This is a genomic window from uncultured Muribaculum sp., from assembly GCF_910583865.1.
In the GTDB taxonomy this organism is placed as follows: Bacteria; Bacteroidota; Bacteroidia; order Bacteroidales; family Muribaculaceae; genus Muribaculum.
Window position 1 is genome coordinate 23111 of sequence record NZ_CAJTYX010000012.1, and the last position, 12924, is coordinate 36034.

Consider the following 12924-nt stretch of genomic DNA (forward strand, 5'->3'; position numbering starts at 1 on the left):
CGGCAACTGTGTTTTCACAACGATGAAATGATTTGAACCCGTTGCAAATCAAACCCCATCCGACATCTCGTGCGCCATATTGAACAAATCTCCGCCGACGGAATGTTTTATAGGGGTAGGAATCTAAAAAATATATCCTCGTTGCGAAAAAATAGTGCAATGATTTTCGTTTTCATTGAAAAAATATTTACTTTTGCGATGAAACTTTAAAATTGCCTCTGCTCTTCGCTCCGAAAGAAGCTGCAAGTACTCACGATACTCCGGTATCATGCATGATGGACTGTCAACCCTAAATAATTATATATCTGTTTGGTCATGAATAACAACAACGTTACTACCCGCTACGACGTGATTGTGATAGGCGGCGGAGCAACCGGTGCCGGCACTGCACGCGACTGCGCCATGCGTGGCCTTAGGACGCTCCTTGTGGAACGGTTTGATTTTACCGCCGGTGCCACAGGACGCAATCACGGGCTGCTTCACAGCGGTGCCCGCTATGCCGTGACCGACGGTGAGTCGGCTGCGGAATGTATTAAGGAAAACATGATCCTGAGGCGCATCGCACGTCATTGCGTAGAGGACACCGGAGGATTGTTTATCACTCTGCCTGAAGATGACCTCGACTATCAAAAGACTTTCATAGAGGCTTGTCACAAGGCCGGAATCGGGGCAGAGGCCATTGATCCGCGTGAGGCATTACGCATAGAGCCTGCCGTCAATCCCTATATCACCGGTGCCGTGAAAGTACCGGACGGGGCAATCGATCCGTTCCGTCTCACGGTGGCCAATGTGGTGTCGGCCAGGCAGAACGGCGCCGATGTGCTCACCTACCATCAGGTAGTGGCGTTTGAGCGTGATGGCGATCGTCTGACAGGTGTTAAGCTTCGTGACACACGCAACGGGGAGGAACGTGTCGAGCACGCCGACCTTATGATCAACGCCGGCGGCATATGGGGGCACAACATTGCGGCTCTTGCCGGCATAACAATAAATATGTTCCCTGCGAAAGGTGCACTCTTGATTTTCGGCCACAGGGTCAACAATGTTGTGATAAACCGCTGTCGCAAGCCCGCCGACGCCGACATATTGGTGCCGGGCGACACTATATCGCTTATCGGCACCACATCCTCCCGTGTGCCTTATGACCAGATTGACAATATGGAGGTCACTCCCGAGGAGGTCGACGTACTGTTGCGCGAAGGTATCAAGATTGCTCCGGCACTGGCATATACGCGTATATTGCGCGCATATGCCGGGGTTCGCCCGTTGGTAGCCGCCGACAACGATCCGTCGGGACGCTCCATATCGCGAGGCATCGTGTGTCTCGACCATGCGGTGCGCGACGGTGTGGAAGGCTTGATAACCATCACCGGCGGCAAGCTGATGACCTATCGCCTGATGGCCGAATGGGCCACCGACATGGCCATGAAGAAACTTGGACGTACCGGTGCGTGCTCGACCGCCGAAACGCCTCTGCCCGGCTCGGAGCTTGACGGAAGCTATGGCAAGGAGCCGGCATTCACCCATCATCACGCCCACACCATATCTTTGCCGGTCGGACAGAAGGCGGCTGAGGACCGCCACGGCACACTCAGCTCGCAGATAGAGTTCAACAGCCTGGAAGATGAGGCCGTTGTGTGCGAGTGCGAGCAGGTAAGCGTCGGGGAGATAAAATATGCCGTCGATCATCTGCATGTGGAGAACTTGATCAATCTAAGGCGACGCACACGCCTCGGCATGGGCACATGTCAGGGTGAGTTGTGTGCATGTCGCGCCGCAGGCCTTCTTGTAAAGGCCAACAACTGTGCCGAACGCACGTTGCGTGACCTGTCGTCGTTCATCAACGAACGATGGAAAGGCATGTGTCCCGTATCGTGGGGGGAGACGTTGGTGGAAGGCCAGTTCATGTCGTGGCTCTACGAAGGAGTTTGCGGCATCGACAAGATCGCGCTGCCTGAGGATGTGATAGACACAAAATAAACGGTCAACCGAAATTCAGCCAACTGTATAGACATGAAATATGATACCATAATAATAGGCGGAGGCATGGGTGGCCTGGTCACGGGCATAAATCTGCTGCGCCAAGGGCAGAAGGTGGTCATCATATCGGCCGGACAGAGCGCCCTGCATTTCAATTCCGGCTCGTTCGGATTATATGGACATCATGACGGGAAGGATGTTGTCGACAACCCGCTCGAACTTATCGCCACACTGCACGAATCGCACCCCTACGGCAAGGTAGGAATCGACAATATACGGCGTTATATCCCGCAGGTCCGGCCTCTGTTTGCCGATGCCGGAATCTCCCTGTATGGCGACGAGAGACGCAACCACTACCGCCTCACCCCGATAGGAATGTTCAAGCCGGCCTGGCTCTCGATGGAGGGATATGCCACGGTAGCCGACAGCAGTTCACTCCCGTGGGGAAAGACTCTTCTGGTGAATATAAGTGGATATCTCGACTTTTATCCTCAGTTCATAGCTCGCGGACTGGAGAAGGCGGGAATAGAGACTGTGAGCCGAACGTTCACTCTTGATTCACTACAGCATCTGCGCAAGAGCGCCACCGAGATGCGTGCCACCAACATGGCGAGAGTGCTTGACGGGAAGGTGATTCTCGATGTCTCCCACCATATCAACCGTTTTGTCGATGAGACCGGCGCTACCACTGTGGTAATGCCGGCTGTGGTGGGACTGTTCGACGAGTCGCCGGTGAAAGTCCTTCGGGAGCAGGTGAAAGTGCCGCTCTACATGGTCTCAACCATACCTATGTCGGTGGGCGGAATGAGGGCGCAGATGAAGCTGCGCACATGGTTCCACAGTCATGGCGGAACATATCTCCTTGGCGACACTGTCACCGGTGGTACGATCTCCGGCGGTCGGTTGAAGGAGATTCACACCGCCAATCTGTCCGACATGCCTCTTGCCGCCGACAACTATGTCATTGCCTCAGGCTCGTTCCTGAGCCACGGACTTGAGGCTAACCCCGACCGGGTGTTCGAGCCTATATTCGGCCTGGATGTAGTGGCCGACGCCGACAGGCCGGATTGGTGTGCTCCCGACTTGTACAAGGAACAGAATTTCGAGCATTACGGCATCGTCACCGATGAGTCGCTGCGTGCGAGCCATCACGGTGTGACCATCGATAATCTGTTCGCTGTAGGTGCGGTGATAGGAGGATGCAATGCCTTGAAAGAGGAGTCCGGAGCCGGCATAACCTTGATGACATCATTCAAAGTATCCGAGCAGATACTTAACGGAAAGAAAGGAGGCAAGCTATGAGCAACCCTGCAATAAGCCCTTCGGAGGCACGTGTGCAGTCGCTGAAAAGTCCCTGCTATCAGGCAACCAACATAAGCGACAATAATTTTGAGGATTGCATAAAGTGTACGATCTGCACCGTTTACTGTCCGGTGACTCCGGTTAATCCGGACTTCCCCGGCCCGAAGCAGGCCGGTCCCGACGGCGAACGCTATCGTCTGAAGAAACCGTTCTACTACGATGAAGCACTGAAGTATTGTCTCAACTGCAAGAGATGTGAAGTGGCGTGTCCCTCCAATGTACGCATTGGCGACATCATACAGTCGGCGCGTGTGCACTACAGCAAGAAAAAGCCTTCGCTACGCGACAAGATGCTCGCGTCGACAGACTTCGTCGGCACGATGGCTACCCCGTTCGCTCCGATTGTCAACGGCATGCTCCATCTTAAGCCGATGAAAGTGGTGCTCGACAAGGTGATGGGGATAGATAAGCACCGCCAGTTCCCATCCTACAGCCACACAACCTTCACGTCATGGTTCAAGCGCCATGCCGCTAAGGATCAGGCGCGGTATGCGCGTCAGGTGAGCTACTTCCACGGATGCTATGTCAATTACAACTACCCGCAGCTTGGCAAGGACTTCGTGAATGTGATGAATGCCGTTGGCTACGGAGTCAATCTTCTTGAAAAGGAGAAATGCTGCGGTGTTGCGAAGATCGCCAACAATCTTGTGGATGCAGCACGCCGCGATGCCGAGATCAATCTCGCATCGATACGCAAGTCGGTGGGGCAGGGCATGGAAGTGCTTACCACCAGCTCGACATGTACGCTGACAATGCGTGACGAATACCGCCATATTCTCGACATGGACACCGCCGACGTTCGCGAGCATATACAGCTTGCCACACGCTTCATATATAAACTTCTCGACGAAGGTAAGATAAAGGTTGCGTTCCGCTCCGACTTCCGCCGACGTGTGGCATATCACACGCCGTGTCACATGGAAAAACTGGGTTGGGCCATATACTCCACGTCTTTGCTGAAGATGATTCCTGGACTGGAGTTTGTTCCGCTGGAGTCGGCCTGCTGCGGAATCGCCGGGACTTACGGGTTCAAGAAAGAGAATTACAGGTACTCTCAGCAGATAGGCGACGTGCTGTTCGAGCAGATACGGCATGCAGGCATCGACAGTGTGGCCACCGATTGCGAGACGTGCAAGTGGCAGATCGAGATGTCGACCGGAGTGCATGTAGACAATCCGATAAGTATATTCGCCGAGGCGCTCGATATAGAGGAGACACGCCGTTTGAACGGCCTTCTCTGATTCCTAATAGAATGACGGTACTATGTGTCTGAAATCGGGTGGAGCGCACGGTACCACGTCGTACGCACCCCGGTTTCAGACACAGGATACTGACGGATATATCGAAATCATAACAACCAATCAATCTATTCCCGCCACGGGAAACACTTTTGAAAATGGGAAAAAACAACATCTACGCGTCATGGGATCCGGAGGTGACCAGACGCTTTAAATCCTGGCAGTTGCGCACCATCGTCGTGTCGATGGTAGGATACGCCATCTATTACTTTGTGCGCAAGAATTTTTCGTTGGCAATGCCCGGTCTGACAGCCCAGTACGGCATATCCAACACAAGTTTCGGCATAGTGATAGGCATAGGCTCGCTTGTCTACGGCTTCTCGCGCTTCGCCAACGGCTTTATTGTCGATAAGTTCAGCGCCCGTACCATCATGGCGATAGGCTTGCTGCTCTGCGCGGCGAGTAACTTCGCGTTTGGCTTCGGAGTGAACATATCGTCATGGATAACAGGAGTGTCCGATGGTCCTGACTTGATTAATATGCTCATCCTCGTGATGGGCGTGACCATCGTCCTCAACCAGGCATTCCAGGGGGTTGGTTATCCGCCATGTGCGCGACTGCTTCCATGCTGGATACACCCGTCGGAACTTGCCACCAAAATGTCGATATGGAACACATCACACTCTATCGGTGCGGGTGCGGCAGTGATAGCTTGCGGCTACATCATGGGTTCGATGGGCACCGACCTGAGTAGCAATCCGGAGATTATCAACCGCATAGCTGCCAATCTCAAGCTTGATCCGTCAACAGCCGAGGGTATGAACCAGATACTCCAGTATGCCACACATTGGGATGCCTGGAAATGGTGTTTCTGGATTCCGGCGGTCATAGCTGTGGCAGGAGCCGCATGGCTTTACTTCGGTCTGCGTGACGATCCCCAGTCGGTGGGACTTCCGGAACTCCCCGGCACAAAGACCGGCAAGAGCACCGGAAGCGGGGCTAAGAATCCTTCGCATGGACGTTTCCTGAAAGTGATGGTGTGGACCAACCGGTGGATTTGGACGCTGTGCATAGCCAATGTGTTCGTCTACGTCATGCGCATGGGTATCCTTGACTGGGGGCCGAAGTTCCTCACCGAGTCGCGCGGCATGAGCATAGAGGCCGCGGCATGGTCTGTCGCCGTGTTTGAGCTGTTTGCTATTGTAGGTACTATCGCGGCGGGATGGGCCACCGACCACATATTTAATGGAAAGGCCCACAGGATGTGTCTTGTCTGCATGGGGGCTGCCGCCATATTCATGGCATGCTTCATCATGTTCCCGGGAATGCCGGTAGTCGGTTCTATCGCACTTCTGGCCGGTGCCGGGTTCTTCATTTACGGACCTCAGGCTCTGATAGGGATCGGATCGGCCAATCAGGCCACCAAGGAAGCCGCTGCCACGGCCAACGGTCTGGCCGGGATATTCGGCTACGTAGGCTCTTTCCTATCTGCCATAGGAGTCGGCATAATTGCCGATAAGTATGGATGGGACATGGTGTTCTATCTCATAATCGGGGTGGGTGTGCTCGGTGCGATCACATTCGCCACCATGTGGCTCGCCCCGCGCGACGGGTATGCCCGCTCGCAGGCATTTTATGCCTCAGAGGCTCGCAATGTGGCGGAAGCCGAGGAGAACATAGCCCGTAACGGTGACGGCCCTGCATCGACCGATGAATAAACATATTCAACCATACTATACCATTAAACCAATGAAACGCTTTGCAATCATCGGTGCCGTAATGGCACTCTGCGCCGGTACGATTACCGCACAGAAAGTAGTGGCCCATCGTGGCTACTGGACAGCGCCCGGCTCGGCGCAGAACTCTATCCGTTCGCTAGTGAAAGCCGACTCCGTAGGTGTCTACGGCTCCGAACTCGACGTCTGGATGACCTCCGACGGACATCTGGTGGTGAACCACGACCGCAAGTTCAAGGGTGTGCAGTTCGAGAAGGATTCCTATGCCAAGGTGCAGCAGATACGTCTCGACAACGGAGAGACTGTGCCCACTCTCGACGAGTATCTGGCGGAATTTTCCAACCGCCCGAAAATCCATGTCGTGCTTGAAATGAAATCGTTGATGGATCCCGTGCGCGAGGACGAGATGGCCGGGAAAATCGTAGACGCCCTGCGCAAGTACAAGCTCCTCAACCGCACCGACATCATCGCATTCTCAATCAATGCCTGCATGGCCTTCAAGAAGCTGCTCCCCGTAGGAGTGCCCATCTACTACCTAGACGGCGATCTCGCTCCCAAAAAGATCAAGAGCCTCGGATTGGCCGGCGTGGACTATTCCATCAAGGCTCTCAAAGAGCATCCGGAATGGGTGGAAGAGTGCCACAAGCTCGGCCTGAAGGTCAACGTATGGACCGTTGACGAGCCTGAGGACATCCGGTACTTCATCGACAACGGCGTGGACTATATCACCACCAACTATCCGGAGCGTGTGCAGCAAATGATTGCCGACAGTGCCAAAAACGCAAAATCATCTAAGAAAAAGAAATAACAGGCCATATATTTCCGTATAATGATTGGAATATGGGTCAGGAAGCATCCTTGACCCGTATTCCAATATGTTTTTACAGTCTACTCCGTAAACCGATGCCCGTATGGAACAGCTCCTGACCCCGTTCTCCCGTCCGCTCTACATCATGACAAAGCCTGCCGGCTCTTCATGCAACCTCGCATGTGAATACTGCTACTATCTTGAGAAGAAGAATCTCTACAAGGACGCTTTGGCCGACCGTCGCTTCGTCATGTCCGACGATATGCTCGAACGCTTTATAAAGATGTACATCGAGTCGCAGTCGATGCCTCAGATTCTGTTCTGCTGGCACGGCGGGGAGACGCTCATGCGTCCGCTGTCGTTCTACAAGAAGGTGATAGAGCTTCAGAAAAGATACGGGCGCGGGCTTACCATCGACAATTCGATCCAGACCAACGGCACGCTGCTCACCGATGAATGGTGTCGCTTCTTCAAGGACAACAACTGGCTCGTGGGGGTGTCTGTCGACGGTCCGCAGGAGTTTCATGACGAGTACCGGCGCAACAACATGGGAGCGCCATCGTTCCATAAGGTGATGCGCGGCATAAATCTTCTCAAGAAACATGGAGTGGAATGGAACGCCTTGGCAGTGGTCAACGACTTCAACGCCGACTATCCGCTCGACTTCTACCGCTTCTTCAAGGAGATAGAGTGCCGCTACATACAGTTTACCCCTATTGTGGAGAGGATCCTGCGTCATGCCGACGGGCGCAATCTTGCATCGCCGGCCGATGCGGCCGATGCTCCTTTGGCCGATTTCTCTGTGGCGCCTGAGCAATGGGGCGAATTCCTGTGCACGATATTTGACGAGTGGGTGAAAAACGATGTAGGCAGCTACTTTATACAGCTTTTTGACTCTACGCTTGCCAACTGGGCCGGAGTACAGCCTGGAGTATGCACCATGGCTCGTACATGCGGGCATGCCGGGGTGATGGAATTCAACGGCGACGTATATTCATGCGACCACTTCGTGTTTCCGGAGTACAGGCTTGGCAACATCCGTACAGAAACTCTTGTGGAGATGATGTACAGCGACCGGCAGCAGAAGTTCGGTAATGATAAGTACGACACTCTTCCACGTCAATGCAAGGAGTGCCGATATCTCTTTGCCTGCAATGGCGAGTGTCCTAAAAACCGCTTTGCCGTCACTCCCGACGGCGAGCCGGGTCTCAATTATCTATGCCGTGGCTACTATCGTTTTTTCGAGCATGTGGCACCCTACATGGACTTCATGAAAAACGAACTCGACCATCATCGCTCTCCGGCCAATGTGATGAACGTAAGTTTTTGAGCACCTACATTAGCATGTTGGTGGTTTCAGACGTCTATATAATATCGACATACGATTTCTAACCAAAAACCAATCCTGAAAACCAATGCGAAAATTCTCCTGCCTTGTCTCCTTGCTGCTGTCCGGATATGCATGGACGGCTGGCCAAAGTAAGCCAAACGTCATCGTGGTGCTTGCCGATGATCTCGGCTTTGGCGACGTGAGCGCCTATGGATCAAAGACCATCCACACTCCCAACATCGACAGGCTTGCTCGTGGCGGTGTATGCTTCAACAACGCCTATGCCACATCGGCCACTTCTACCCCGAGCCGTTATGCCCTGATGACGGGAATGTATCCTTGGAAAAATCCCGACGCCAAGATTCTTCCCGGAGATGCCCCTCTGCTTATCCGTGAGGATGAATTTACTCTTCCCAAAATGATGCGCGAAGCCGGATATGCCACCGGTGCCATAGGAAAATGGCATCTCGGTATGGGAAAAGGTAACATAAACTGGAACGAGACTGTAAAGCCGGGAGCCAATGAGATTGGATTCGACTACTCGTGCCTGATTGCCGCCACTAACGACCGTGTGCCTACGGTCTATATCGAAAATGGAGATGTTGTCGGCCTCGACAAGTCCGACCCGATTTATGTCAACTACGAAGAGAACTTCCCTGGCGAGCCGACTGCGATCGACAATCCGGAGATGTTGCGCATGAAGTGGCATCACGGTCACAACAACTCCATTGTCAACGGTATACCGCGCATAGGGTTCATGAAAGGCGGACATTCCGCACGTTGGCGTGACGAGGATATGGCCGATTATTTTGTCGGTAAGATGAAGGATTATATAACGGCACATGCCGATACGTCGTTCTTCCTCTACTACGGGCTACATGAGCCGCACGTGCCGCGTGCGCCCCACGAACGTTTCGCCGGTGCCACAACCATGGGCCCGCGCGGCGATGCCATCGTTGAGGCTGACTGGTGTGTGGGACAACTTCTCGGACATCTCGAGAAGGAGGGCATACTCGACAACACCATGATTATATTCTCAAGTGACAACGGCCCTGTGCTGCAGGACGGATACTTTGACGATGCCGTAGAGAAGGTGGGTGAACACAGCCCTACGGGCGGTCGGCGAGGTGGAAAATACAGCCTCTTCGATGGAGGCACTCATATTCCATTGTTCGTCTACTGGAAGGGGCACATTGCTCCGCTCAATTCCGATGAGTTCGTCTGCCAGATGGATCTGCTCCCCTCGCTGGCATCGATGGTGGGCGGTAAAGTTCCCGAAGGACTCGATGGAATCGAAAATCTTGATGCGTTCACGGGTAAGGGCGCGTCGAAGCGCGAGGACCTTGTGATCGAGGCCAAGAGCAAGGTGGCTTTACGCACCGCCGGACCGTGGGTGATGATACCTCCTCATAAAGGTAAGGCACGCAATGTCACCGGCAATGAGCTTGGCAACCTTAAGGAATATGCACTTTTCAATCTTGTCGAGGATCCCGCGCAGCTCCACAATGTTGCTGCAGACCATCCCGAACTGCTTGAAAAACTTAAGCTACGTCTGTCGGCTCTGACCGACGGCAAGATTGTCAACCAATAATCTCTCTAATATGAGATGAGGCGGTGTTTCACATGTTTGAGTGATACACCGCCTTTTTTCATAGCTTCACGTATTATCGTGATTGCGTTATCTTGCGGATTCCATTATCTTGGACGGAATCATGGTGTTGTCGTTGAATCCGGCGAAGCGCTCCGCACCTACGCCTATTGCATATACAGGCACGAGTCCTGCGGTATGGTTGTTGGATGTCCAGCCGATTCCTGTGGCCTTGTCGAGGATATGGTAGACCGTCTCGGTGAACTGGTCGAAAGTCTTGTACAAGGTGTGGTTGTCGGTTCCTTCGTTGCGGGTTATGGCCTTGTCGAAGATTTTGCGCAGGCGTTCGGTGTCCTTGTCGCTTACCGGCACTCCGTCCCAGAATCCGAGCATAAGGCTCAGGTAATCCTTCATCTCTTCCCATGAATATGGCTTCCCCGACTTTATGATGTCGCGGCAATAGACTGTGAACCGTTCTTTCGACACACGTTGCCGGTCGTAGTGCCGCAGGTCGATGTTATATCCGAGCGCGTTGTTGCCGAGACCCATGCCGCCGGTCTCGTGGTCGGCGGTGACGACTATCAGTGTCTCGTCGGGATGGGCGAGATAGAAGTCATAGGCCATGCGTATCACGTCGTTGTAGTTTAGTACTTCTTTGATTATGGTGCCGGCGTCGTTGGCATGTCCGGCATGGTCGATGTTGCCACCCTCAACCATTATGAACCATTTGTCGCGGCCGTTTTTCTTGAGATGCTTCATGCATGATTCGGTCATGGATGCCAGCGTAAGACCCGGCACGGAGTCGATTGTGTAATACCATACGTCGGGAAACGACAGGCTGTCGAGCAGTACTACCTTCTTCGCTTCCGAACGTCCCAGCGCGTCAAGGCCGCGTACGACATCGACGCCGTTGTCCGCGAATATGCCGGCGAGGTCTGTCGGCTTTCCGTCGCGCGACATGCCGCGCAGGTTGCGCCCGGCGATGAAGTCGAACCCGCATCGTGCTGCATCACATCCGATTTCATAAAACATCCCCCTGTCTGACACGTGGGCATAGAATGCTCCCGGCGTGGCGTCGTCGGCATCTTCAGTGGTTATTATCCCTATTCCGTAGCCTTGCTGTTGCAACTGCGTGGCGATTGAGGTCAGGTTGGTAGAGTCGCGGGCCATGCCGAGCATGCGGTTGAGCGTCTTGCTTCCGGTGGCGAGGGCGGTTCCTGCCGCCGCAGAGTCGGTCACCGGCGACGATGCGGAGTGTGTGGTGCACTGCGATGCTATCGGAAACTGCATCATCGTTATCGGCGTGTCGTTGCCGGCTACGGTACGGTTGTAGGCTTCGGCCCCCATGGCGTGCCCCAGACCCATACCGTCGCCGATGAAATAGAATATGTATCTGGCCTCGCCGGCTGTTGCCGATATGGCTAAAGTCAGGAGGAGCAGGAGAAATGTGGTAAATCTTTTCATGATTGTTTTATTCAGGTATGGAGTTGAGTTTGTCGAGATAATATTTGCGGAGTATCTTCCATGAATAATAAGGGCCGTTCACGGGCTTGCCCGGAAGGGTGGTCTCGTTTTCGTTGAGAAGCACCTTGACCAATACGTCATCCGGGTCTGTCGACCCGATAGGCCGGTAGAATATCATCTGTATGTTGGCGGCCATAGGTATGATGTCGTGGCAGTACCATCCCGACTGCTCAAGTTCGTCGAGGCTGTTGATTTCGCGGGCGTAGTCGTTAAGTTCCATCAACACAGTGAGCGGAAGCACCATACCGTCGTGGCCGAAGCGCAGGTTTGCGCTTGTCGCCGCCGATGTCATGGCCGTGTCGGCACTCTCAATGAAGTTTAGCAGCAGGTTGCGCTGGCTGTAGGGTGCACGGTGGCGCGTGAGGCGGCTGTTGCCTGCATCGACAAACCAGTTGGCGTTGGAGCGGAGCCACTGGCTGCGCTGCTCCTCGCGGGAGAATACGCTGTCGACGAGCCAGGGCATCCCGATGTGGCTCTGCATGTTGGCAAGTACTCTCCAAAGACGTCGCTCGATGAGGCTGTTGTCGAGACTGTCGCGGATGAAGTCGGGATTGCTTACCAGACGGGCGAGATAACCACCCTTTTCAGGATATTTCGCCTGGAACTTCTTCAGCTCCTTTTTCTTTACGGTCTTGCGTATCTTCACCCCCACGGAATCGTCGAAGTTCATGTAATGCATGTCGGCGTTGCTCGCGTCGGTCAGGACGTTGACTCCGGGGGCGAGTTTGTTGATGGAGTTGAGTTCGTTGACCATCGAGAGTATGCATCGGATCACTACGGTTGATTTTGCATTGACCGTTGAGCCGGGGGCGAATATCTGGGGAAAGTTCATCACCATGCGCTGTCCGATCATCCGGTGCTGCAGGGCACCCATGTCGGTGAGCTCTTCACGGCGTCCTTTCTCTTTGACGGCGATGTCGCGCAGCAGTGCGAGGGTCTCCTTGCCGAGGGGTGTGAGGGCTTCGTTGCGCTCGGCCTTCTCAAGCTGTGCCACGGGGTATTCATAATCCCGCTGGTCGATAAGCCAGCGTGACCCGTGTCGACCGTAATGCTCTATGTGGAATGGCTCATAGCCTGCGGGTGATTCCGTGAGTTGCGGGGCGTCCTTGTCGGTATATGGATAGGCGTAGTATTGTGCCGCGAATTCATGGCTTGTCAGCTCCTCGGGGGCCTTGGGCCGAGCTGTGGATGCGTTCACGCCGAGCACAATGCTTACGGCGAGTAATGATAGGGTGTAGCGTAGAGAGGTTGTCATGATAATGTCCGGTTATGTCTGCAAATTTACGATTTATGATGGATTCCATTATCCTCCATGTACTCGAAATACTATGATTCACGCCATGTAAAGACATCTAAAA

9 protein-coding genes are annotated in these 12924 nt (G+C 53.9%); 7 read left to right on the top strand and 2 right to left on the bottom strand.

The window, feature by feature from the left end; all coding sequences use genetic code 11:
- Positions 1-315: 315 nt before the first annotated feature.
- The 7 genes from glpA to QZ303_RS04185 all read left to right on the top strand — a co-directional run bounded on the left by glpA (position 316) and on the right by QZ303_RS04185 (position 10045).
- A complete protein-coding gene (gene glpA, locus QZ303_RS04155) occupies positions 316-1980 on the top strand; it encodes an anaerobic glycerol-3-phosphate dehydrogenase subunit A (RefSeq protein ID WP_295729540.1) in 1665 nt (554 codons plus the stop codon).
- Positions 1981-2013: 33 nt separating this feature from the next.
- Positions 2014-3282, top strand: a complete 1269-nt coding sequence (gene glpB, locus QZ303_RS04160; protein WP_295729542.1) for an anaerobic glycerol-3-phosphate dehydrogenase subunit GlpB — start codon at positions 2014-2016, stop codon at positions 3280-3282.
- Positions 3279-4583 carry an anaerobic glycerol-3-phosphate dehydrogenase subunit GlpC gene (gene glpC / locus QZ303_RS04165; RefSeq protein WP_295729545.1) on the top strand — a complete coding sequence of 435 codons (1305 nt, stop codon included), beginning with the start codon at positions 3279-3281 and terminating at the stop codon, positions 4581-4583. The genes glpB and glpC overlap by 4 nt, the downstream gene beginning before the upstream one ends.
- A 155-nt stretch (positions 4584-4738) precedes the next feature.
- On the top strand, positions 4739-6298 hold the full coding sequence (locus QZ303_RS04170; RefSeq protein ID WP_295729548.1) for an MFS transporter: 1560 nt from the start codon (positions 4739-4741) through the stop codon (positions 6296-6298).
- A gap of 31 nt (positions 6299-6329) precedes the next feature.
- On the top strand, positions 6330-7124 hold the full coding sequence (locus QZ303_RS04175) for a glycerophosphodiester phosphodiesterase family protein (RefSeq protein ID WP_295729551.1): 795 nt from the start codon (positions 6330-6332) through the stop codon (positions 7122-7124).
- A gap of 103 nt (positions 7125-7227) precedes the next feature.
- Positions 7228-8454 (top strand): anaerobic sulfatase-maturation protein, encoded by a 1227-nt coding sequence (locus QZ303_RS04180; RefSeq protein ID WP_295729554.1) that lies wholly within the window; start codon positions 7228-7230, stop codon positions 8452-8454.
- Between the two features lie 85 nt (positions 8455-8539).
- Complete coding sequence (locus QZ303_RS04185; protein ID WP_295729557.1) at positions 8540-10045, top strand: sulfatase-like hydrolase/transferase; 1506 nt, start codon at positions 8540-8542, stop codon at positions 10043-10045.
- An 87-nt stretch (positions 10046-10132) separates the two neighbouring features.
- On the opposite strand, the gene QZ303_RS04190 is transcribed toward QZ303_RS04185, so the two are convergent.
- Together QZ303_RS04190 and QZ303_RS04195 are read right to left on the bottom strand one after the other, a co-directional pair.
- A complete protein-coding gene (locus tag QZ303_RS04190) occupies positions 10133-11506 on the bottom strand; it encodes an alkaline phosphatase (protein WP_295729560.1) in 1374 nt (457 codons plus the stop codon).
- Between the two features lie 7 nt (positions 11507-11513).
- Positions 11514-12821, bottom strand: a complete 1308-nt coding sequence (locus QZ303_RS04195) for a histidine acid phosphatase (RefSeq protein WP_295729563.1) — start codon at positions 12819-12821, stop codon at positions 11514-11516.
- Between the last annotated feature and the right edge of the window lie 103 nt (positions 12822-12924).

Excerpts from the sequence above, each read along its gene's own strand:
- QZ303_RS04180 (WP_295729554.1), top strand. The coding sequence starts at position 7,228 with ATGGAACAGCTCCTGACCCCGTTCTCCCGTCCGCTCTACATCATGACA.
- QZ303_RS04170 (WP_295729548.1), top strand. The coding sequence starts at position 4,739 with ATGGGAAAAAACAACATCTACGCGTCATGGGATCCGGAGGTGACCAGA.
- glpA (WP_295729540.1), top strand. The coding sequence starts at position 316 with ATGAATAACAACAACGTTACTACCCGCTACGACGTGATTGTGATAGGC.
- QZ303_RS04195 (WP_295729563.1), bottom strand. The coding sequence starts at position 12,821 with ATGACAACCTCTCTACGCTACACCCTATCATTACTCGCCGTAAGCATT.
- glpC (WP_295729545.1), top strand. The coding sequence starts at position 3,279 with ATGAGCAACCCTGCAATAAGCCCTTCGGAGGCACGTGTGCAGTCGCTG.
- QZ303_RS04185 (WP_295729557.1), top strand. The coding sequence starts at position 8,540 with ATGCGAAAATTCTCCTGCCTTGTCTCCTTGCTGCTGTCCGGATATGCA.
- QZ303_RS04190 (WP_295729560.1), bottom strand. The coding sequence starts at position 11,506 with ATGAAAAGATTTACCACATTTCTCCTGCTCCTCCTGACTTTAGCCATA.
- glpB (WP_295729542.1), top strand. The coding sequence starts at position 2,014 with ATGAAATATGATACCATAATAATAGGCGGAGGCATGGGTGGCCTGGTC.
- QZ303_RS04175 (WP_295729551.1), top strand. The coding sequence starts at position 6,330 with ATGAAACGCTTTGCAATCATCGGTGCCGTAATGGCACTCTGCGCCGGT.